Raw genomic sequence first — 21458 nt, 5'->3', positions numbered from 1 at the left:
CGTTTACACCTTCTCTTTCACATTTTTACCAAGGATACCAGCTGGGCGGACAATCAAGATCAACAACAAGATTCCATAAACAATGGCATCACGGAAGTCTGACATTCCAAAGGCTGTCGCAAAGGTTTCCAATAGACCAATCACAAAACCACCCAGAGCCGCACCAGGAATGATTCCGATACCACCAAGTACTGCGGCTACGAAGGATTTAAGACCTGGAGTAACCCCCATCAAAGGCTCTAGAGAGTTATAATAGAGGGCAATCAGAACACCAGCCGCACCCGCAAGAGCAGAACCCAAAGCGAAGGTAAAGCTGATAGTACGGTTCACATTTATCCCCATCAATTGCGCCGCATCGCTATCTACAGATACAGCACGCATGGCTTTCCCCATCTTAGTCTTTTGGACAATGACCTGTAACAAAATCATCAAAATCAAGGAAATGGCCAAAATCATTAACTGAACGTTTGTTAGACTAATTGGGCCCAAATCATAGCGAACTGTTTGAATCGCTTGAGGGAATGCACGAGTATTGGCACCAACCAGATAAACCATCCCATATTCCAATAGGAAAGAAACCCCAATAGCCGTAATCAAAACAGCAATACGAGTAGAGTGACGCAAAGGTCGGTAAGCAAGAAACTCAATCACGACACCAAGAATGGCTGTCGCTAACATAGCTACAATAAGAGCTACAAAGAAATTCATTTGGAAAGAATTAATCAAGAAATAACCGATAAAGGCTCCCATCATATAAATATCACCGTGGGCGAAGTTGATGAGCTTGATAATTCCGTAAACCATGGTATATCCTAGGGCTAACAGCGCATAAACACTACCTAGAATCAAACCATTTACTAGTTGTTGGAGCATAAGATTCACTCTTTCTATTTATAATTTCGAGGTTTTTCCCTCACTTTTTATAGGTTCTTATACTCAATAAAAATCAAAGAGCAAACTAGGAAACTAGCCACAGGCTGTACTTGAGTACGGCAAGGCGACGTTGACACAGTTTGAATTTGATTTTTGAAGAGTATTAAACATCGAAACAGGGAGTGAGTCAAAGGCTCATTCCCTATTTCAACATTTTCTATTATGGTTTTACAACCTCTGCTGCTTCAACCTTACCATTGTTCATGGTCATCATGTAAGCAGTTTTGACTGTGTTGTGGTCTGCATCAAAGCTTGTTTGACCAGTTACACCTTCAAAATCTTTTGTTTTAGCAAGGTTATCCTTGATTTCACCAGAGTTTTTAGCACCTTTTGCTGCGTTTGCTACAAGGTGAACTGAATCATAAGCCAAGGCTGCAAATGTTGAAGGCTCTTCATTGTACTTGGCACGGTAAGCATCAAGGAAAGCTTTTGCTTTAGCTGAAACTTCTACAGTAGTTGAGAAGCCTGAGATAAAGTAGATGTTTGATGCTTTTTCAGCAGTTGCTTGTTGTACAAACTCTTCACCGTTGAATCCATCACCACCAACGATTGGTTTGTCAATTCCCATACCACGCGCTTGGTTTACAATTTTACCAGCTTCAGTGTAGTAACCTGGGACGATGATAGCATCAAAGTCTTTCCCTTTCATTTTTGTAAGGGCTGCTTGGAAGTCTGTGTCACCTGCTACGAAAGTTTCATCTGCAACGATTTCACCTTTATAAGCTTCACGGAAGGCTTTGGCAATACCTTTAGCATAGTCACTGGCATTGTCAGTGTAAAGAACAACTTTCTTAGCTTGCAATTTATCAGAAACATAGTTTGAGATAATTTTTCCTTGGAAGCTATCTTGGAAAGTTCCGATAAAGAGGTAATCTTGACCTTTAGTCAATCCATCTTGAGTCGCACTTGGCGAAATCAATGGAACACCTGCTTTTGTAGCATTAGCTACCGCAGCTGCAGTTGCACCAGATGTCGCAGGTCCTACGATTGCTGATACTTTAGATTGAGTTACAAGGTTAGTTGTTACTGAAGCCGCCTCAGCTGTTTCAGACTTATTATCTTTATCGACTACTTCGATTTGTTTTCCATCGATACCACCTGCTGCATTGATTTCATCAACGGCCAATTGGGCACCTTTTTGTTCAGATGTTCCGTAAGCTGCTACGGCACCAGTTTCCTCGAAGTTAAATCCGATTTTGATTGTCTTTTCCTCTACTGAGTTACCAGCAGCGTTTGACGCTCCAGACTTCACTTCTCCACAGGCTGCAAGAAGTGCTACACTTGCAAGCGCCACAAACGATAGGGCAAATTTTTTCTTCATCTTTTTTGTCTCCTTATTTCTTAAATAAATAGCATGTTAAGAATATACCGAATTATCAGAAAATTGTCAACACTTTTCTTGAACTTTTTCGATGATAACGTTTTCCCCTCGATGAAGATTGCCCACAAAGGGTGTTTCCAGCTCTTGGATATGACAAACTCTGACTTTTTTTATAAACTTTTCCTTGCCCAAGCGCCCGACCAATTGCTCCACTTCTTGAGTTGGAACATAAAGCTGTAAGTAACGATGTTTCTTGGAATGATAGGTAATATCTCCATAATCCTGCAATTTTTTGGCATCACGATTATAGTAAAGATAGATAATCAAGCCAGATCGATTGACTTTTTCAAACATGATAAATCCTCTTTCTAAGAAATCTCTCCCTATTATACCAAAAAAAGCAAACCCAGTCGAGTTTGCCTTCTTTAATCATTAGTTCAATGAATTGTTGGCCATGATTTCATCAATAAAGCCATATTCAAGTGTTTCTTGGGCACTCATCCAGTTATCACGTTCTGCATCTGCATGGACTTTTTCGATTGACTGACCTGAATTTTCAGCCAAGATTTTTTCCAAGGTTTTACGAGTTTTAAGCAAATGTTCTGCAGCGATAGCCATATCGGTTTGTTGAGTACCACCACCTGTACCACCCATTGGTTGGTGAATCATATACTCTGCATTTGGAAGCATGAAACGTTTGCCTTTTGCTCCACTTGATGCGATGACAGTACCCATAGATGCTGCCATACCCATAACGATGGTTTGGACATCTGCCTTGATAAAGTTCATGGTATCAACGATTGCCAAACCAGCTGAAACAGAACCCCCAGGTGTATTGACATAAAGGTAAATATCTTTTGTACTATCTTGGGCATCCAAGAAAAGCAACTGGGCAATAACTGAGTTAGCCATATTGTCTTCAACTGGGCCTGTCAGCATGATGATACGGTCTTTGAGAAGACGTGAGTAAATATCGTAGGAACGTTCTCCACGGCTTGTTTGTTCAATAACTACAGGAATCATTCATTTCTCCTTTTGAGTCTTATTTTTGTTGGTCAAATGACTGAAGATAAGACTATTATAATATCTAGGTCAAAAAAGGTCAAATTTTTGCTCTGTTTTCATTAGACAGAAACAAAAATTCAACCTCCTTTCACGACTGGAAATCCTTTTCCAAGTCAATGTCTTTTTAATTTTATTTCGTACCGAACAAGCGGTCTCCAGCATCTCCAAGACCTGGAACGATATATCCGTGTTCATTCAAACGTTCATCCAAGGCTGCTGTAAAGATTTCTACATCTGGATGAGCTTCTTGAAGGGCTTTAACACCTTCTGGTGCTGATACAAGGCAGACAAATTTGATATTTGACGCGCCACGTTTTTTAAGGGAGTCAACAGCCAAGATTGCTGAGCCACCTGTTGCCAACATTGGGTCTACGACAAAAATTTGACGTTGGTCAATATCTTCAGGCAATTTCACCAAGTACTCAACTGGTTGAAGTGTTTCTTCATCACGGTACATACCGATGTGGCCAACTTTAGCAGCCGGAACCAAGCTCAAGAGCCCATCAACCATCCCGATACCTGCACGTAAGATTGGAACAATTGCCAATTTCTTACCTGCCAATTGTTTTTGAACTGTTTTTGTAATTGGTGTTTCGATTTCCACATCTTCTAGTGGAAGATCACGAAGTACTTCATATCCCATCAACATTGCAATCTCATCTACTAGCTCACGGAAAGCTTTTGTAGAAGTATCTGTACGACGCAAGATTGACAATTTGTGTTGAATCAGTGGATGATTAATAACTTCAATTTTTCCCATTTTTGGAATTCCTTCTTTCAATTTATTCTTCTTATTATACCAAAAAACGGTTTAAAAATCTTTCTAAACCATTTATTTTTGATAATTTTTACATTAAATCTGCCTCTTTAAGAGCTGTCTGTACTGTCTCAAGTGGTAAATGAGTCAATTCTGTTCCTTTTTCTTGATAGAGGTATTGGGCGTAGTCATCCATTCGATACTGGTTGATATAAACCACGCGCTTGCAACCGACCTGAAGCAATTGTTTGGTACAGTTGAGACAAGGAAAATGGGTTACATAGGCTGTAAAGCCTTTAGGAACACCACGTTCTGCACCTTGAAGGATAGCATTGACCTCAGCGTGAAGGGTGCGAACACAGTGTCCTTCAATGACCAGACATTCGTGGTCAATACAATGCTCAGTCCCTGACACCGAACCATTGTAACCAGTGGAAATAACCTTATTATCTTTTACCAGAATTGCGCCCACTTTAGCACGTTTACAAGTGGAACGATTAGCAATTAGTAGAGCTTGGGCTGCAAAATACTCATCCCAGGCCAGTCTTTTTTCAGTCATATCTCTTCTCCTTTTTCTCTATTTTTTAAAAAATGGTAACCGTAAATCCGCAATCTTTTCAGCAGGTACCTTCATGCCATCCTTGATCCATTTTAGAAGGACTGAGACGATGGCTGAACTCCAGAAGGAATGAAGATAAGAGCTGACACCTTTTGATTTTCCATGGTACTTTTCTAGAAATTCCTGCATGGCTTGGACAAAGATTTTTTCCAGATGGTAATCCAAGGCCAGTTGAATCACTCTGGCTTCCTTTCTGGCTTCCCGGAAAAGGTGAACCCAAACCAAATAAAGGTCTGTCTTTAAATCATAATGATGCAGCTGTTCCATAATATTGTGGACAGTTCGTTTAAAGACACTCTCTAAAATTTCCTCTTTGGAATCATAATTGCGGTAAAAGGCCGCACGCGAAACGCCTGCACGTTTGACCAATTCAGAAATACTAATCTTGGTCAGGTCCTTTTTTTCCAAGAGCTGCAAGAGGGCTGTTTCGATGGCTTCTCTAGTTAACAAATTCGATTCTTGGTTTGATTTTCTGAGATTTTCAAGAGACTTTTCAGAGATTCTACGTTCAGACATAACATTTTCTTTCTACTTGTCACAACAGACGGATGAGGCTTTTGTTTCAAGGGCTTTCATGATATAATTGTAAAAAAAGACAGAACCTTTGTCAATGTATAACTGACAAAGTTGGAGAATTTCTATGACTTGGAAGATTATTGCTGACTCTGGTTGTGATTATCGTCAGCTGGAGACACCAGCAATTGATACAACCTTTGTAAGTGTCCCCTTAACCATTCAAGTAGCTGATCAGGTCTTTGTTGATGATGCCAGTCTTGACATTGACCAAATGATGGAAACCATGTATGCAACTGCAGAAGCTTCAAAATCAGCTTGTCCAAGCCCAGATGATTATTTGCGAGCATTTGAAGGTGCCAAAAACATTTTCCTAGTAACCATCACTGGTACTCTTTCTGGCAGTCACAATAGTGCTCAACTAGCAAAAAATATTTATCTGGAAGAACATCCTGATACTAAAATTCATATAATTGATAGTTTGTCTGCTGGTGGGGAAGTTGACTTGCTCGTAGAAAAATTGAATGACTTGATCGACCAGGGCTTATCTTTTGAAGAAGTGGTTGAATCTATCACTGCCTATCAAGAAAAAACCAAGTTACTTTTTGTCCTAGCTAAAGTCGATAACTTGGTAAAGAACGGCCGTTTGAGCAAGCTTATCGGTACAGTCGTTGGGCTTCTCAACATCCGTATGGTCGGAGAAGCTAGTGAAACTGGAACTCTCGAATTGCTACAAAAAGCAAGAGGAGCAAAGAAATCGATTCAGGCAGCATATGAAGAGTTAGTGAAAGCAGGATATGCTGGTGGTCGTATTGTCATGGCTCAACGCAATAACGAGAAATGTTGTCAACAGCTTTCAGACCGAATCCGTGAAAATTTCCCACAAGCCAACATCAAAATTCTCCCAACCTCTGGTCTCTGCAGTTTCTATGCAGAAGATGGTGGTTTGCTGATGGGATATGAAATTGATTAATTGCATTCTTGACAAGAGGTGACCATCATCTCTTGTTTTTTTGTGGTACAATAGAGCTATGAAACATTTTGATACTATTGTCATCGGTGGAGGTCCTGCTGGCATGATGGCTACGATTTCCAGTAGCTTTTACGGGCAGAAAACACTTCTCATCGAAAAAAATCGGAAACTTGGAAAAAAATTAGCTGGGACTGGTGGGGGACGTTGCAATGTCACCAACAATGGAACTCTAGATGACCTACTAGCTGGCATACCTGGAAATGGGCGCTTTCTCTACAGTGTCTTCTCCCAATTTGATAACCATGATATCATTAACTTTTTTACAGAAAATGGGGTTAAACTTAAGGTCGAAGACCACGGCCGCGTCTTTCCTGCTAGTGACAAGTCTCGTACCATTATCGAGGCCTTGGAAAAGAAAATCACTGAGCTAGGTGGCCAAGTTGCTACTCAAACCGAAATTGTTTCGGTTAAAAAGGTAGAAAATCAGTTTGTCCTTAAGTCCGCAGACCAAAGCTTCACTTGTGAGAAACTTATTGTCACAACTGGTGGGAAATCCTATCCTTCCACTGGTTCGACAGGTTTTGGTCATGAGATTGCCCGTCATTTTAAGCATACCATTACCGAGCTTGAGGCAGCTGAGAGCCCATTGTTGACAGATTTTCCACACAAGGCCTTGCAGGGGATTTCGCTGGATGATGTGACTCTAAGTTATGGCAAGCATATCATCACTCACGATCTGCTCTTTACCCACTTTGGTTTGTCTGGTCCTGCCGCCCTACGTATGTCTAGCTTTGTTAAGGGTGGAGAAGTCCTTTCACTGGATGTTCTACCTCAATTTTCTGAAAAGGACTTGGCTGCATTTCTAGAAGAAAATCGGGAAAAATCCTTGAAAAATGCTTTAAAAACTTTGCTTCCAGAACGCTTGGCTGAATTTTTTGTGCAAGGCTATCCTGAAAAAGTCAAACAACTGACTGAAAAAGAACGCGAACAACTGCTCCAGTCTATCAAGGGACTTAAAATTCCTGTAACTGGTAAAATGTCTCTTGCTAAGTCATTTGTTACAAAGGGTGGTGTCAGTCTTAAGGAAATCAACCCTAAAACCCTTGAAAGTAAGCTGGTACCTGGTCTCCACTTTGCTGGTGAGGTACTAGATATCAATGCCCACACGGGTGGCTTTAACATCACTTCTGCCCTCTGCACCGGCTGGGTGGCGGGATCAAATTCATTCTAAATATACATTACTCAATGGAACAATACACCCCAAAAGAAAGGAACGACTTTGGAACATATTATCTTGTTAAGGGGAGTTACTCCTAATGGAAAAAATGCTATCCCTAAAATGTCTTATCTAGTAGATATCTTGACAGAAGCTGGTTTTCAACAAGTTCGAACCTATATTCAAAGTGGAAATATTATTCTTGAAAGTGACTTAGATTTAGAAAAAATACGAGAACGTGTCCATACTCTAATAAATGAAAATATTGGTGCTGACTTAAAAATGGTAATCAAGAACAAAAGTGATTTTAAAAAAATTGTCCAAGAAAACCCGTTTGGAGAACACTATCTTTATGACCGTATACACGTGATTTTTTATCAAGAATCTATTAAAAGTCTCCCTTTGGAAAAATTGAAAATTGATTACGGTGAAGAAGAAATTTGTGTCGGTAATCACTGTCTCTACCTCTATCTCCCTAGAACTGCAAAACAAAAGAAACTCCATACCAACTATCTTGAAAAGCTTTTTAATGTAGATTTGACCATGCGAAAACTAAATGTGGTAGAAAAATTATTAAGCAAATAGTGCTTGAATTTAGTAAAAATCGGAAGAATGCTCCTCCGATTTTATTTTGTCTGAGTTTGGACATAATAGGCAATGACATCTGATGTGTACTGGGCTGTTCCAGGTCCAAATTTGTCAATGTTTTCCTTAAATTCTGGGTTGTAGACGTAGCCTTTACCGATATAACCAAATACCTCAATAGAGCAGTCAAATCCATAAGTACGGATGGCTTGCAAGAGTTTAGCGGCTTCTTCTTGATTTTCGGTTGCTGTTACAGGTAGACCAGCTTGAAGATTTTGTGCCAATGCTTGAAAGACTTGGTTGAAGGCAGCCGTAGCCTCATCTTCGTGACCTTTCTGGCGCTCCAGCGCTTGGTCCATGACTTCTTGACCATATTTCTCTACCGCCTCTTGGTGGTATTTTTGATGGTCTTGGTAGTTAAATCCAGCAAATTTCTCTTGAATGCTCATTTCTCTTTCTCCTTTTTGTTCTTGAATGGTTTTTTGCAAGGTTGAAATCAAGGTATCCAGATGTTCCCTTTCTCGAGTCAAATAGTCCAACTGCCTGGTCAAATGAGGCAATAAATCTGTCCTTTCTTCCTTTAATAGCTCTGCTATCTTTTCTAAAGAAAAACCTAGATACTTGTAATAAAGAATGACCTGAAGGCGTTCCAAATCATCCTGACTGTAGGTTCGATAACCGTTTTCTGACTTTAAAGGAACCAAAAGTCCTATCTTATCGTAGTGGTGCAGGGTCTTGACAGAGACACCCGAAAGCTGCGCAGCTTCTTTTATATGGTACATGATTTCCTCCTTACAATGATAGTATAACCCCTCCCCTTAGGTCAGAGTCAAGCGTTTTTGCGAAATTTTTTACTTTATCATAACATGAAAATGGTTTTCTTGACAGACCTTAGAAAACATGATAGGATAGTCAAGTCTATCAATCAAAAGAAAGGCTCATTTTGAGTACTGATGAGGCTATTTGCCAAGGGCAGTAGCTTTTTCTTTTGTAATAAATACTAATTTTAGGAGTTTAACTATGTCTGAAAAATCGCAATGGGGTTCTAAACTGGGCTTTATCCTAGCATCTGCTGGTTCAGCCATCGGACTTGGTGCCGTTTGGAAATTCCCTTACATGACTGCTGCTAACGGTGGAGGTGGATTTTTACTGGTCTTTCTCATCTCCACTATTCTGATCGGTTTCCCCCTTTTGCTAGCTGAATTTGCTCTCGGCCGAAGCGCTGGTGTCTCAGCAATCAAAACCTTTGGAAAACTAGGCAAGAATAGTAAGTACAACTTTATCGGTTGGATTGGTGCCTTTGCCCTCTTTATCCTCTTATCTTTCTACAGTGTTATTGGGGGATGGATTCTGGTTTATCTAGGCATTGAGTTTGGAAAATTGTTCCAAATTGGTGGAACGGGGGATTATGCTCAGTTATTTACTTCAATCATTTCAAATCCAGCCATTGCCCTTGGAGCTCAAGCAGCCTTTATCTTATTGAATATCTTTATTGTATCACGTGGGGTTCAAAAAGGGATTGAAAGAGCTTCTAAGGTCATGATGCCCCTGCTCTTTATCATTTTTGTCGTCATCATCGGGCGCTCTCTTAGCTTGCCAAATGCCATGGAAGGGGTTCTTTATTTCCTCAAACCAGACTTTTCAAAACTGACCAGTGCTGGTCTCCTCTATGCTCTGGGACAATCTTTCTTTGCCCTCTCACTAGGGGTTACAGCCATGCTTACCTATGCTTCTTATTTGGATAAGAAAACCAATCTAGTTCAATCAGGGATTTCCATCGTTGCCATGAATATCTCAGTATCCATCATGGCAGGTCTAGCCATTTTTCCAGCCATGTCAGCCTTCAATATCCAATCTGAAGGGGGACCGAGCCTGCTCTTTATCGTCTTGCCTCAACTCTTTGACAAGATGCCTTTTGGAACCATTTTCTACATCCTCTTCCTCTTGCTCTTCCTCTTTGCGACAGTCACTTCTTCTGTCGTTATGCTGGAAATCAATGTGGGTAATATCACCAATCAGGACAACAGTAAGCGTGCTAAATGGAGTGCTATTTTAGGAATCTTGACCTTTGTCTTTGGAATTCCTTCAGCCCTATCTTACGGTGTTATGGCGGATGTTCACATCTTTGGGAAGACCTTCTTTGACGCTATGGACTTCTTGGTTTCCAATCTTCTCATGCCCTTTGGAGCCCTCTGCCTTTCTCTTTTTACAGGCTATATCTTTAAAAAGGCTCTTGCTATGGAGGAATTACACCTTGATGAAAGAGCTTGGAAACAGAGACTTTTCCAAGTCTGGCTCTTCCTTCTTCGTTTTATCATTCCAATCATTATCATCGTGGTCTTCATCGCCCAATTTATGTAATCAAAAAGGACTTGAGCAGTGAACTCAGGCCCTTTATTTTTATGGATGGCTAACAATCAATTCCAAACCTTGCCCTTCCAAGGTCCAAGCTTCAACATCACTTGGTAGGATAAAGTGGCTCCCTTTTTGGATTGGATAATTTTTTCCTTCAACAGTCAGTTGACCTTGGCCAGCTAAGACGCTGAACAGGCTATAGTCAGCTGTCTTTTCGAAATCAACTTTTCCAGTAATTTGCCACTTGTAAACTGCAAAGAAATCATTAGAGACAAGGAGAGTTGAGTACAAATCATCTGCTTTGACAGTCACAGGACGGCTATTGGCAGGCTCGCCAATGTTCAAAACATCAATTGATTTTTCAAGATGAAGTTCACGCAAGTTACCATTATCATCCTTGCGGTCAAAGTCATAGACACGGTAAGTGGTATCGCTAGATTGTTGGGTTTCAAGAATCAAGATACCTGCACCGATAGCGTGCATGGTGCCACTTGGTACGTAGAAGAAATCTCCAGCCTTTACAGGAACTTTTGTCAACAATGCATCCCAGTTTTTATCTTCGATTTGTTGGCGGAGTTCTTCTTTTGATTTGGCATTGTGACCGTAGATAATCTCTGAACCTTCGTCCGCAGCGATAATATACCAGCATTCTGTTTTTCCAAGTTCGCCTTCATGCTCTAGTCCATAGGCATCGTCTGGGTGAACTTGGACACTGAGCCAGTCGTTGGCATCGAGAATTTTAGTCAAGAGTGGAAATACAGGCTCAGGACGATTGCCAAACAACTCACGGTGCTCCGCATACAAAGTAGCAAGATCTGTTCCCTCGTAGCGACCACTGGCAACTTTAGAGACACCATTTGGATGGGCTGAGATGGCCCAATATTCTCCGATTTTCTCACTTGGGATGTCGTAGCCAAACTCATCACGTAGCTTGGTTCCACCCCAGATTTTTTCTTGCATGACTGATTGTAAAAATAATGGTTCTGACATTTTATTCTCCCGTCTGATTTTTCTCCTCTCATTATAGCAAAAAGCCAGGTCTAATTGAACTCTTTTTCCTATTATATAAAGTAGGGAGAAGATTTTATAAAAATAGTGAATAAATGTGCTCTACTCAATGCTTGCACCATTGCTGGCAATGACATCCTTGTACCAATAGAAGGACTTCTTCTTGCTACGTTTGAGAGTACCATTTCCTGCATTATCTCGATCCACATAGATAAAGCCATAGCGCTTATTCATTTCGCCTGTTCCAGCTGAAACCAAATCGATACAGCCCCAAGTCGTATAACCAAGCAAGTCAACTCCATCGTGGTAAATAGCATCTCGCATAGCCTTGATGTGGGCTTCTAGATAAGCAATCCGATAGTCATCTGCTACATAACCATTTTCATCCGGAGTATCCATAGCACCGAGACCGTTTTCTACGATAAACATAGGCTTTTGGTAACGATCCCAGATGGCATTGAGGGTGATGCGAAGACCAAGTGGATCAATCTGCCACCCCCATTCTGAGGATTCTAGATAGGGATTTTTGAGGGAGGCAAAGACATTTCCAGCAGTTAATTCTTTAACTGCTGGATCACCTGAGGCCACTCGACTTGCATAGTAAGAGAAGGAAACAAAGTCAACAGTATTGTTCTTCAACAAATCCAAATCTTCTGCTGTCATTTGAATCTCAATTCCCTCACGCTCCCACTGCTTCTTGGCATAATTTGGGTATTCCCCACGCGCTTGAACATCAATGAAGAAGTAACTCTTGCGATCTTCCTCCATAGCAGCCCAGTAATCTCTCGGATGGGCTGTGTTAGGATAGTATTGCCCTGCTGCCAACATACATCCCACCTTGTTTTCTGGGTCAATTTCGTGGGCAATCTTAGTCGCCATGGCTGAAGCCACCAACTCATGGTGAGCCGCTTGGTATTTGACCTGTTCTTGATTTTCTCCTTCTTCAAAACAGAGCCCAGCTCCCATAAAGGGGGCATGGAGAATCATGTTGATTTCGTTGAATGTAAGCCAATATTTGACCAAACCCTTATAACGGATAAAAAGTGTGCGACAAAGTTTTTCATAGAAGTCTAACATCCGACGATTGCGCCATCCACCGTACTCTGTAATCAAGTGCATAGGACAGTCGAAATGAGTAATGGTTACCAGAGGTTGGATTCCATATTTGTGACATTCCTTAAATAAATCCTCATAAAAGGCTAGACCAGCTTCATTTGGCACTGTTTCGTCTCCCTTAGGAAAAATCCTAGTCCAAACGATGGAAAGTCGATAAGTCTTAAAGCCCATCTCTGCAAAAAGAGCAATATCTTCCTTGTAATGATGGTACATATCAATGGCTTCTTTTGCTGGGTAAAAATAGCCCTCCTCAAACGAAAACATCTTTTTCTGACCTGTGATAATGGCTTCACGGTCAGGACCGATTGGGACGACATCAACGTTCGCTAATCCACGACCATCTAAATTATAAGCACCTTCACATTGATTAGCAGCCGTAGCACCGCCCCAGAGAAAACCATCTGGAAATTGTAGTATTTCTGTCATCACTTTACCTCACTTGATTTGATAGTTCTATTATACTAAAAAGGAGATAAAAAATTTGAAACTATCTGGGTAATGATGAGCCTAAGCTGGCTTTTATATTTGATGCAAAAACAAGCAAGAGTTTGAGAATTTTGTTATAGAAATGTAAACTATCACAGTCTTGTGATAAGAAAAAGACCGGATGACTCCGATCTGTTCAGTCTTTTTCTTCACGTACATAATTCCAAATCGCTATAGCTAAAGATAACAAACTTAGTAAGCAAATCATCTGTATAATTAACTTTGTAGGTTGACGCAGTAAGCCAAACTGAGTCAGTATTACAAAGAGAGAAGAACCAAAAATCATTACTTGGAAAAAAATTGTTGTCAAACTAAATTTTGTTTTCATATCTTTTCCTTTCTAATTTCTACAACCTGATCCATTCGTTCATATACACTACTATCATGAGTTGCAATAATAATCGTACGTTTTTCATTTCGTAATCCAAGAATAAGGTCAATAATTTCACGACTATTCCTACTATCTAAAGATGCTGTTGGTTCATCTGCTAAGATTATTGGGGAATCCTTTAACATTATTTTAGCAATTGCGACACGCTGCGCTTCACCACCTGAAAGAGTAAAAATCTTACGTTTTAAATCTAATTGTAAGTGAACATGCTTCAAGGCTTCTTTCATAAGAGCTTCTTGTTCTTTTTTACTTTCTTTTCTCCCAATAAATGCAAGTTCTAAATTATCTTTAATACTCTTATTTTCAATTAAACCATAATTTTGAAATAAGTAGCTTACATAATTCTTAAAATAGATTTTTTCCTTAATTTGTTTTAAATCCTTACCATCAACTTCTACTGAGCCACTTTGGACAGTTTCTAACTTACCTATAATATTTAAAAGAGTTGTTTTGCCTGCTCCAGACTCACCTATCAAAGCATAGGTCTGACCTTCATGAAATTGATAATTAAAGTCTTTAAAAATAACATAATCATCAAATTGTTTACAAATATCTTTCAATTCAATCATACTAACCTCCTTTTAGATATAAAATATTAGCCTTTTTATCTTGTCTCAGTTGAAGAAGAAAAATTCCTGTAAATAATAGCAATGAGAGCAAAGGAATAGAAATTACAAACAAATTGAAGCCTAATATTACTGACAATAAAGTACAAAAAATATAGCTACTAGATAAAATTGAAAAATAAACATGATGAATTTCAAAAAGTGACTTACCTGCTAATCTCTCAATGAAATAAGTTTTGCGCCCTTGATAGAGGTAAAGAGTGTTCAGTAATACCATCAATAAAATGGAACTCACAAAACTAATAATCATCGCAAAAAATAATATAAATCTATCTGTCTCTACTTTTTGAATTCTATTTTCAAATGAATACATGCCATTTGAAAAACTACCAATACTAGCTGTTAACTTGTATTTAGAAATCAATTCTTTCACTACCTCTGGTTTATCAAAAATATAATGTGCCAAAGAGAATTGGCGAATTGTTCTATTTTCATAAGCAGAACCAAACACAGTAATAATTGGTTCATGAACAAAAGCATTTTGATTCACTAAGTAATTAACCGAAGTGAAGATAGGGTAAACAAATAGATTTTCACCGCCTTGATAAGTGGCTATCTCAATTTTCTCATTAGGATCTTTCTTTTTTACAGGAGCATCGTCTGGAGCAAAGCCTTTTTGTTCATATCGCAACCAAGCCTTATGTAATTCTGAAAAGTTTGATTCTTGATTCTTTGGTATTAACACGAGACGATCAAAATCTCCCATCTGTTCAAAGAATGCTTTAGCTTGCATACTCAACTGAATGCCACTTTTTTCAACAAAACGTCGATTCACACGAATTTCATTTGATACCATATCTGGGGTAGGATAATAAGAATTAGCTGAAGAACTCTTTTGAAAAGCAATTTTATCTAGATTTGTATCTATATAAAGGAGATTTGTTTTTTGACTAAGTTCTGAATAAAAAGCTACTTCTGCTTCTCTGTCTTTATTTGACTCTCCAGTATATAATTCATTAGTAGCAAAATAATTAGAATGCTTACTCCATTCATCTCGTCCTACTTGTAATGTTGACAATTGTTTATTTAAGTTAACAACACCATAAACGCTATACATCACGATTAAAAGAGATAGTAACTGCGTCAAAATAACCAAAATGAACACAAGATGCAAAGGTGCCTTACCTTTTATGGATAGATTAAGAGCTTGCTTTTGTAAAATATGGTAAAAAATATTTGATAAAAAGAAATTTAAAAAAAGTAAAAGAAATAACCAAGAAAGTAAAGGATAAAATACTAGACTTAACGACAAAATGTTTACAGTTCTAGTAGAAAATAAGAATAAAACTGTCGCTAAATAAACTATACTTGCTATCAATATTAAGAAAATACTATCTTTGCTAATATTTCTCAAAGCAATTTGATATTTCCCTCTACCTGACAATCGTTCTATACTTACAGAACGCAGTTTCGCTATGTAATCAGCTAGTGTCAGAGTCCCAAAAGCAATTATCAAAACTAATGTAAAAGTAATCGATTGAGGATAAGTCAAAAATACCTTTAACAAGGTCAAACCAGAACTTGATTGTTCAACAATTGCTTGATGTCCTTTTTGGTTTAAAGTTTGTGCTAGTTCCTGTGCACTTAAGTTTCCTCTTACAATCAAATATAAGGTGTCATCAGATGCATTTTGGATTAGGTTTTGATCTTGTTGTAATGGTAAATCTACAGGTAGTTCACCTCCAATTGGTATATAGGTATTTTCTGTCTTTCCCCTAACATTATCCTTTACAGAAACAATCCTACGAGCTAAAACACTCTGTTTATCTTTTGCAATCTCTTCTAAATCCTTCTTAATGGTAGTAGTAGATTTCTCTACAGAAATCATCTTACTATATCCACCCAACATTTCACTTTTATATTGGCTAATAAAGAAAAGGCTAACAAAAGCAATTAAAACAAAGGAAAAAGTTGCAAGGCTTCGTTTTAGTATGTTATACATAGACTACTCCTTTCATTAGCAAAAAGGAGGAGAAGCCTCCTCCCCATCTATATTAAGAGTTAATAGCCTCCATTTGAGCTATAATAAAAAGTAGCAGGATCCCAAACATCCCAAATCCAAGCTTTTGACCAAACTCCAGATTCGGCATTAGCTGTATTAGTATCTCCATTATTTCTATTTTTTACTCTAGAACCGTGATAATTATATGAATGATAATAATCTGAATACGCGTTAATACCAGTAGTATAACCATATGACCATGTACCACCCTCTACATCAACAGTCTCTGCTATAGTAACAGTAGCCGTTACCGCTGAAAGTGCTAACGCACTAACTAATAAAACGTTTTTTAATTTTCTCATAGGATTTTCCTCCTTCCCCAGGATTAGCAAAGTAAAACTTTTTCTAAAAAACAACTCTTCCTCCCTTCTTTATTATTAAAAAGTTTTACTCCTCCTATTTCACTATCATTATATCATGTGAAGAAAGCGCTGTCAACTATTTATATGCAATTTCTTTATATTAAAAAGACCGGATTGCTCCGATCTTTCAATAGTTCATATTCTCAATTTCTGTTGTAAAAATAGCTATGGTTAACGTCAAATGACTAAGCGTCCTATTTCATACGATAAAAATCAATCACTAGACCAGCAGGGCCTTTAACTAATAAGGACTCTGTTCCCCAATCGGTTACAGTTGGACCGTTTAAAACCTGGATACTAAGATCGTTCAACCGTTTGTAGTTCTGGTCTACATCCTCAACCTCGATATGAAGAATGATTCCTGACTGAAAATCTTCCAAAGGAATCAAATGATTTTGTGACAACATCAGACAGTGACTGCCAATCGTAAACTGAGCAAAACTATCGTCAACATAATCGGACTTTTTATCCAAAATACGCTCCAAGTCAGCACAGACTTGGGGAACATCTGAAACGATAATATCTAATTGATTTAAATTCATTTACTATCCTCCAGAAAAAGACCGGATTGCTCCGATCTTTTCAAGTTTCTCTCTATGAAAATCAAAGAATAAACAAGGTGAAACCAAGTTTGATGGCAAATCTTTGCTCATCAAACTACGAAAAATCCTTTGGGACTTTTTCTAGGCTCCACACTAGATTCCATCATTGAAATTTATGGTTTCAATGATGGAATCGTCGGCAGTAATCTAATAAAGAAGTCTATAAATTTATCTTTGATTTTCGACGAGAGAAATTATTTAATTGCGCGTGATTGCAAACCTTCTTCTTCCAAGAAGAGGCGGAATGGTACGAGTTCTTCTGCTTCGTATTTTTCCTTGAAGGCTTTGATTGCTTCTTCTGAGTGAAGTTTTGGATCCAATTCAAGTACTTCTACTGGAAGTGGACGGTGTGGAGTGATGCGAGCATCAATCACAACAGTTTTACCTTCTTTGTTCAATTTAACAGCTTCTGCAACAACTGCATCGATGTCTTCGATACGGTCAACTGTAAATCCTACAGCACCTTGAGCTTCAGCGATTTTCGCATAGTCAGCATTAGGGAAATCACAACCAAACAAGTGTTTGTTTGTGTCTTCGTATTTGTCCTTGATGAAGGCATATTTACCATTTGAGAAGACAACGTTGATAACTGGAAGGTCGTATTGAACGTTTGTGATAACGTCTGGGTAGCACATGTTGAATGCACCGTCACCCATGATGTTCCATACTTGGCGATCTGGATTGTCTTTCTTAGCAGCGATACCACCAGGAAGGGCAATACCCATTGTCGCAAAGAGTGGAGATGTACGCCACATGTTCTTAGGTGTCATGTGAAGGTGACGAGTAGATGTTTGAGTAGTGTCACCTACGTCGATTGAGTAGATAGCGTCTTGATCAGCATGTTTGTTGATTGCATTGTAAACTTGGTACAATTGCAATTCACCCTCAGTTTTACCTTCGATTTTGTTCATGTAATCTCGCCAGTTTTGGTTGTTCTTAACGTTTGCACGCCACCATGGAGTAGATTCAACTGGATTCACTTTGTCAAGGATTGCTTTCGCTGCTTGACCTGCGTCACCAAGGATTGAAGCGTCAAGGGCGTGACGTTTACCAAGTTTGTAAGGGTCGATATCCACTTGGATGAATTTTTCAGTGTTCTTGAATGCTTCGTAAACTTCAGCAAATGGGAAGTTTGAACCAAGGAAAAGAACTGTGTCTGCTTCAAAGACCACTTCGTTGGCTGGTTTCCAACCAACACGGTAAGCAGAACCTGTCAAACCTTCATAGTTCCATTCGAAAGCTTCAAAGTTTTTACCAGTTGTGATGATTGGTGCTTTGATTTTACGTGACAATTCAGTGATCACTTCACCAGCTTTAACACCACCGTAACCAGCATAGATAACTGGACGTTCAGCATTGTTCAAGATTTCAACAGCTTTGTCAATTTCAACTTCGTTCAAAGCAGGAGCGATAAATGAACGCTCGTATGAACCTGATCCATAGTAAGAGTTTTCGTCGATTTCTTGGAAACCGAAGTTTACTGGGATTTCAACAACAGCTGGACCTTTTTTAGAAACTGCAGCACGGCAAGCTTCGTCAATAACTTTTGGCAATTGCTCAGCGTAAGCTACACGTTTGTTGTAAACAGCGATACCGTTGTACATTGGGTTTTGGTTCAATTCTTGGAAAGCATCCATGTTCAATTCGTTAACTGGACGTGATCCAAGGATCGCTAGGAATGGAGTGTTATCCATAGCTGCATCGTAAACACCGTTAATCAAGTGAGTCGCACCTGGACCACCTGAACCAACTGCAACCCCGATTGAGCCGCCGAATTTAGCTTGCATAACCGCTGCAAGAGCACCTGTTTCTTCGTGGCGAACTTGCAAGAAGCGGATATCTTTATCTTCAGCCAAAGCGTCCATCAATGAGCTGAGTGTTCCTGATGGGATACCGTAGATTGTGTCTACGCCCCATGTTTTCAATACATTAAGCATTGCTGCAGATGCAGTAATTTTCCCTTGAGTCATAATGATAACTCTCCTTCAAATATTTTTAAATCTACTAAAAAAGGTTTCATATAGTTTTTGAAAACGTTTCAGTAAATTTTTACACTACTAATTTATCACATTTATTTTGACTTTACTAAGAATCTGCTCAGAAGTTTTTATTCTCTATTACAGTACAGTTTGCAAACGTTTTTAGTTTCTGTTTTATAATACTCAATAAAAATCAAAGAGTAAACTAGGAAGCTAGCCGCAGGTTGCTCAAAGCACAGCTTTGAGGTTGCAGATAAAGCTGACGTGGTTTGAAGAGTATAAAAAGCGAGCAAGCTCGCTTTTAGTCTATTTTACTAAAGTTTAGTAAGAGTGAACTGGTCAGAACAGATACAGAACTAAAGGCCATGGCTAGACCTGCCAGTTCTGGATTGAGGGCCAGTCCAACACCAGAAAAGACTCCTGCTGCAATCGGAATTCCGGCGACATTGTAGATAAAGGCCCAGAAAAGATTGAGCAGAATTCGATTAAAGGTTTTCTTACTCATGTCAAAGGCACGAACCACTCCTAGGAGGTTATTAGTTGTCAACACCAAATCTGCTGACTCGATGGCGATATCTGTTCCAGCTCCCATAGCAATCCCCACATCTGCTACACTGAGGGCAGGAGCGTCATTGATACCATCACCAACAAAGGCTACTTTTCCAGTCGCTTGTAGTTTATGGATTTCATGGGCTTTTTCTTCTGGTAAGACACCTGCAATGACCTCTTCGATTCCAATCTGATCTGCAATAGCACGCGCCACACCTGCATTGCCTCCTGTCAGCATGACTGTTTTAAGACCTCGTTTTTTCAACTGACTGATGGCAAGCTTAGCATTTTCCTTAGGAATATCTTGCAGAGCAAGCAAGCCTTTGATTTCATTGTCCACAGCCAAGAAAACAACTGTCTTAGCTTCTTTTTCTAGTTCTTCTAGTTTTTCTTGATAAGTGCTAGAAATATCCATGCCATCCAGCATTTTAGCATTTCCAAGCAAAACTTGTTTTCCATTGATTTGCCCTGAGACACCTTTTCCGTGCAAGGCTTGGAAATTTTCAACAGTTTGAAACTCAAGTCCAGCTTCACTCGCTCGTTTCACAACGGCTTCAGCCAGTGGGTGTTGAGAAGCTTCTTCCAAGGAAGCTGCCAATCCAAGCACTTCTACTTCGTCGCCGATGATATCTGTGACCACAGGTTTCCCTTCAGTCAAAGTCCCTGTTTTATCAAAGACAATGGTTTGGACTTTCTGGATTTCCTGTAGAACCGTTCCATTTTTGAGGAGAACTCCCATCTTGGCACTGCGACCTGTCCCCACCATAAGGGCTGTCGGTGTTGCAAGTCCCAATGCACAAGGGCAGGCAATAATCAGAACTGCTACTCCATAGAGAAGCGAAGACACAAAGCTCGCTCCAAGCACGACTACACTATCCCTGAGCAAGACGAACCAAACCCAAAAGGTCACAATCCCTAAAATGACAACTGCTGGGACAAAAATGCCTGAAATTTTATCCGTCAAGTCCTGAATCGGCGCACGACTTGTCTGAGCTTTCTTCACAAAATCCACAATCTGAGCCAAAACAGTCTCTGAACCAACTTTTTCTGCTCTAAAAACAAGTGTTCCGCTATTATTGATAGTTGAGCCAATGACAGTATCTCCAACTGTCTTGTCCACAGGCAGACTCTCACCTGTCACCATGGATTCGTCAATACTAGAGATACCTTCTACTACGACACCATCAACCGCAATCTTTTCACCGGGACGCACTCGAATCAGGTCACCTACCTTGACTTGCTCCAAAGGGACTTGAACATAGTTATCCTCACGCAAGACTTCTGCAGTTTTAGCCTGCAAGTCAAGTAATTTCTCCACAGCTTGGGAAGTATTTTTCCGCATTTTCTCCTCAAAAACGGCTCCCATAAGAACGAAGAAGAAGATAAATGCAGCACTTTCAAAGTAAACGGGGAGGCCAGCGAAGAGGGCAACTAAGCTATAGAAATAGGCCACTAGGGTTCCCAGAGCAACCAAGGTATCCATGTTGGCATTGTGCTTTTTAAAACTAGCCCAAGCACTTTGGATATAAGGACCACCTGCTACTAGCATAATCGGTGTTGTGGCTAAAAAGGTGCCCCAACGCATGACTTGGTGACTAATTCCTCCTGTCGACATCCCAATCATGAGGATTACAAGAGGCACAGTAAAGATACTAGTAATCCAAAAACGCTGTAAAAGTGATAGAGATTTTCGAGTCTTCTCAACAACTGTATAACTTCCCTTTTGCATCTTCATACCACAAGAAAATTCATGTTGACCTAATTCTTGAGGTGTAAAACGAATGACTTGCTCCTCATCTACGCCGATTGGTTCCAAGATGCCTTCTTCTTCAAACAGAATTTCCTTGTAACAGTTTGAAGGAGTTGCTCGATGAAAGGTAATCTCAGCTGGAATCCCTTTTTGAAGCTGTATATGAGCTGGATGGTAGCCTTTGTCTGCCGTGATACGGATTTTTTGAACACCATTTTCAAGACTTGCTTTTACAATTTCAGTCATATCA

Annotated in this window: 21 protein-coding genes; 4 read left to right on the top strand and 17 right to left on the bottom strand. The window is 39.5% G+C overall.

The genetic code is table 11. From position 1 onward, the window contains the following. Positions 1-3: 3 nt before the first annotated feature. The 7 genes from N8M20_RS05020 to N8M20_RS04990 all read right to left on the bottom strand — a co-directional run bounded on the left by N8M20_RS05020 (position 4) and on the right by N8M20_RS04990 (position 5211). On the bottom strand, positions 4-873 hold the full coding sequence (locus N8M20_RS05020) for a branched-chain amino acid ABC transporter permease (RefSeq protein ID WP_000941421.1): 870 nt from the start codon (positions 871-873) through the stop codon (positions 4-6). Positions 874-1093: 220 nt separating this feature from the next. Next, entirely contained in the window at positions 1094-2254 is a 1161-nt protein-coding gene (locus tag N8M20_RS05015) for an ABC transporter substrate-binding protein (RefSeq protein WP_261079306.1), read from the bottom strand. Positions 2255-2320: 66 nt separating this feature from the next. Beyond that, positions 2321-2608, bottom strand: a complete 288-nt coding sequence (locus tag N8M20_RS05010) for a YlbG family protein (protein WP_261079305.1) — start codon at positions 2606-2608, stop codon at positions 2321-2323. A 78-nt stretch (positions 2609-2686) separates the two neighbouring features. Further along, a complete protein-coding gene (clpP, locus tag N8M20_RS05005) occupies positions 2687-3277 on the bottom strand; it encodes an ATP-dependent Clp protease proteolytic subunit ClpP (protein ID WP_000613465.1) in 591 nt (196 codons plus the stop codon). 172 nt (positions 3278-3449) lie between these two features. After that, positions 3450-4079: a uracil phosphoribosyltransferase gene (gene upp / locus N8M20_RS05000; RefSeq protein ID WP_000515974.1), complete on the bottom strand. Its 630-nt coding sequence runs from the start codon at positions 4077-4079 to the stop codon at positions 3450-3452. Positions 4080-4167: 88 nt separating this feature from the next. Next, positions 4168-4635, bottom strand: coding sequence for a deoxycytidylate deaminase (locus tag N8M20_RS04995; protein WP_000136976.1), 468 nt, complete (start codon positions 4633-4635; stop codon positions 4168-4170). Positions 4636-4653: 18 nt separating this feature from the next. Then, complete coding sequence (locus tag N8M20_RS04990) at positions 4654-5211, bottom strand: TetR/AcrR family transcriptional regulator (RefSeq protein WP_000004136.1); 558 nt, start codon at positions 5209-5211, stop codon at positions 4654-4656. 124 nt (positions 5212-5335) lie between these two features. Between N8M20_RS04990 and N8M20_RS04985 the strand changes: the two genes are divergently transcribed. The 3 genes from N8M20_RS04985 to N8M20_RS04975 are packed head-to-tail and all read left to right on the top strand — an operon-like array spanning position 5336 to position 7982. Further along, the gene (locus tag N8M20_RS04985; protein ID WP_261079304.1) at positions 5336-6181 is read left to right on the top strand and encodes a DegV family protein; all 846 of its coding nucleotides are present in this window, start codon (positions 5336-5338) and stop codon (positions 6179-6181) included. 58 nt (positions 6182-6239) lie between these two features. Further along, entirely contained in the window at positions 6240-7412 is a 1173-nt protein-coding gene (aao, locus tag N8M20_RS04980; RefSeq protein ID WP_261079303.1) for an aminoacetone oxidase, read from the top strand. Positions 7413-7460: 48 nt separating this feature from the next. Further along, on the top strand, positions 7461-7982 hold the full coding sequence (locus N8M20_RS04975; RefSeq protein ID WP_261079302.1) for a DUF1697 domain-containing protein: 522 nt from the start codon (positions 7461-7463) through the stop codon (positions 7980-7982). A 41-nt stretch (positions 7983-8023) separates the two neighbouring features. Here the strand turns inward: N8M20_RS04975 and N8M20_RS04970 are convergent, their stop codons facing one another. Beyond that, positions 8024-8764: a MerR family transcriptional regulator gene (locus N8M20_RS04970; RefSeq protein WP_261079301.1), complete on the bottom strand. Its 741-nt coding sequence runs from the start codon at positions 8762-8764 to the stop codon at positions 8024-8026. A 238-nt stretch (positions 8765-9002) separates the two neighbouring features. On the opposite strand from N8M20_RS04970, the gene N8M20_RS04965 reads away from it, so the two are divergent. Beyond that, on the top strand, positions 9003-10343 hold the full coding sequence (locus N8M20_RS04965) for a sodium-dependent transporter (protein WP_261079300.1): 1341 nt from the start codon (positions 9003-9005) through the stop codon (positions 10341-10343). Between the two features lie 39 nt (positions 10344-10382). On the opposite strand, the gene manA is transcribed toward N8M20_RS04965, so the two are convergent. From manA to N8M20_RS04920, 9 genes are all read right to left on the bottom strand, one after another. Beyond that, positions 10383-11327: a mannose-6-phosphate isomerase, class I gene (gene manA, locus N8M20_RS04960; protein WP_261079298.1), complete on the bottom strand. Its 945-nt coding sequence runs from the start codon at positions 11325-11327 to the stop codon at positions 10383-10385. Between the two features lie 120 nt (positions 11328-11447). Continuing rightward, positions 11448-12887, bottom strand: coding sequence for a 6-phospho-beta-glucosidase (locus N8M20_RS04955; RefSeq protein ID WP_261079297.1), 1440 nt, complete (start codon positions 12885-12887; stop codon positions 11448-11450). 196 nt (positions 12888-13083) lie between these two features. Beyond that, positions 13084-13275 carry a hypothetical protein gene (locus N8M20_RS04950; protein WP_000850052.1) on the bottom strand — a complete coding sequence of 64 codons (192 nt, stop codon included), beginning with the start codon at positions 13273-13275 and terminating at the stop codon, positions 13084-13086. Beyond that, positions 13272-13907, bottom strand: a complete 636-nt coding sequence (locus tag N8M20_RS04945; RefSeq protein ID WP_261079294.1) for a putative bacteriocin export ABC transporter — start codon at positions 13905-13907, stop codon at positions 13272-13274. Before N8M20_RS04945 ends, N8M20_RS04950 begins: the two co-directional genes overlap by 4 nt. A gap of 1 nt (position 13908) precedes the next feature. After that, the gene (locus tag N8M20_RS04940; protein WP_261079293.1) at positions 13909-15906 is read right to left on the bottom strand and encodes a DUF1430 domain-containing protein; all 1998 of its coding nucleotides are present in this window, start codon (positions 15904-15906) and stop codon (positions 13909-13911) included. Positions 15907-15965: 59 nt separating this feature from the next. Beyond that, on the bottom strand, positions 15966-16268 hold the full coding sequence (locus tag N8M20_RS04935) for a lactococcin 972 family bacteriocin (protein WP_061424015.1): 303 nt from the start codon (positions 16266-16268) through the stop codon (positions 15966-15968). Between the two features lie 254 nt (positions 16269-16522). Further along, positions 16523-16870, bottom strand: a complete 348-nt coding sequence (locus N8M20_RS04930; RefSeq protein ID WP_261079292.1) for a VOC family protein — start codon at positions 16868-16870, stop codon at positions 16523-16525. Between the two features lie 254 nt (positions 16871-17124). Then, positions 17125-18900, bottom strand: coding sequence for a pyruvate oxidase (gene spxB / locus N8M20_RS04925; protein ID WP_033681403.1), 1776 nt, complete (start codon positions 18898-18900; stop codon positions 17125-17127). Between the two features lie 310 nt (positions 18901-19210). After that, positions 19211-21454: a heavy metal translocating P-type ATPase gene (locus N8M20_RS04920; RefSeq protein ID WP_261079291.1), complete on the bottom strand. Its 2244-nt coding sequence runs from the start codon at positions 21452-21454 to the stop codon at positions 19211-19213. Positions 21455-21458 lie beyond the last annotated feature (4 nt).

The sequence above is a fragment of the Streptococcus mitis genome, assembly GCF_946190275.1.
In the GTDB taxonomy this organism is placed as follows: domain Bacteria; phylum Bacillota; class Bacilli; order Lactobacillales; family Streptococcaceae; genus Streptococcus; species Streptococcus mitis_DC.
The sequence above is the reverse complement of the archived record's forward strand: the minus strand, read 5'-3'. Positions and strand labels throughout refer to the sequence as shown.

What these genes read in the sequence shown, in the direction of transcription:
- N8M20_RS05020 (WP_000941421.1), bottom strand. Translation starts at nt 873, where the DNA reads ATGCTCCAACAACTAGTAAATGGTTTGATTCTAGGTAGTGTTTATGCG.
- N8M20_RS05015 (WP_261079306.1), bottom strand. Translation starts at nt 2,254, where the DNA reads ATGAAGAAAAAATTTGCCCTATCGTTTGTGGCGCTTGCAAGTGTAGCA.
- N8M20_RS05010 (WP_261079305.1), bottom strand. Translation starts at nt 2,608, where the DNA reads ATGTTTGAAAAAGTCAATCGATCTGGCTTGATTATCTATCTTTACTAT.
- clpP (WP_000613465.1), bottom strand. Translation starts at nt 3,277, where the DNA reads ATGATTCCTGTAGTTATTGAACAAACAAGCCGTGGAGAACGTTCCTAC.
- upp (WP_000515974.1), bottom strand. Translation starts at nt 4,079, where the DNA reads ATGGGAAAAATTGAAGTTATTAATCATCCACTGATTCAACACAAATTG.
- N8M20_RS04995 (WP_000136976.1), bottom strand. Translation starts at nt 4,635, where the DNA reads ATGACTGAAAAAAGACTGGCCTGGGATGAGTATTTTGCAGCCCAAGCT.
- N8M20_RS04990 (WP_000004136.1), bottom strand. Translation starts at nt 5,211, where the DNA reads ATGTCTGAACGTAGAATCTCTGAAAAGTCTCTTGAAAATCTCAGAAAA.
- N8M20_RS04985 (WP_261079304.1), top strand. Translation starts at nt 5,336, where the DNA reads ATGACTTGGAAGATTATTGCTGACTCTGGTTGTGATTATCGTCAGCTG.
- aao (WP_261079303.1), top strand. Translation starts at nt 6,240, where the DNA reads ATGAAACATTTTGATACTATTGTCATCGGTGGAGGTCCTGCTGGCATG.
- N8M20_RS04970 (WP_261079301.1), bottom strand. Translation starts at nt 8,764, where the DNA reads ATGTACCATATAAAAGAAGCTGCGCAGCTTTCGGGTGTCTCTGTCAAG.
- N8M20_RS04965 (WP_261079300.1), top strand. Translation starts at nt 9,003, where the DNA reads ATGTCTGAAAAATCGCAATGGGGTTCTAAACTGGGCTTTATCCTAGCA.
- manA (WP_261079298.1), bottom strand. Translation starts at nt 11,327, where the DNA reads ATGTCAGAACCATTATTTTTACAATCAGTCATGCAAGAAAAAATCTGG.
- N8M20_RS04955 (WP_261079297.1), bottom strand. Translation starts at nt 12,887, where the DNA reads ATGACAGAAATACTACAATTTCCAGATGGTTTTCTCTGGGGCGGTGCT.
- N8M20_RS04950 (WP_000850052.1), bottom strand. Translation starts at nt 13,275, where the DNA reads ATGAAAACAAAATTTAGTTTGACAACAATTTTTTTCCAAGTAATGATT.
- N8M20_RS04945 (WP_261079294.1), bottom strand. Translation starts at nt 13,907, where the DNA reads ATGATTGAATTGAAAGATATTTGTAAACAATTTGATGATTATGTTATT.
- N8M20_RS04940 (WP_261079293.1), bottom strand. Translation starts at nt 15,906, where the DNA reads ATGTATAACATACTAAAACGAAGCCTTGCAACTTTTTCCTTTGTTTTA.
- N8M20_RS04935 (WP_061424015.1), bottom strand. Translation starts at nt 16,268, where the DNA reads ATGAGAAAATTAAAAAACGTTTTATTAGTTAGTGCGTTAGCACTTTCA.
- N8M20_RS04930 (WP_261079292.1), bottom strand. Translation starts at nt 16,870, where the DNA reads ATGAATTTAAATCAATTAGATATTATCGTTTCAGATGTTCCCCAAGTC.
- spxB (WP_033681403.1), bottom strand. Translation starts at nt 18,900, where the DNA reads ATGACTCAAGGGAAAATTACTGCATCTGCAGCAATGCTTAATGTATTG.
- N8M20_RS04920 (WP_261079291.1), bottom strand. Translation starts at nt 21,454, where the DNA reads ATGACTGAAATTGTAAAAGCAAGTCTTGAAAATGGTGTTCAAAAAATC.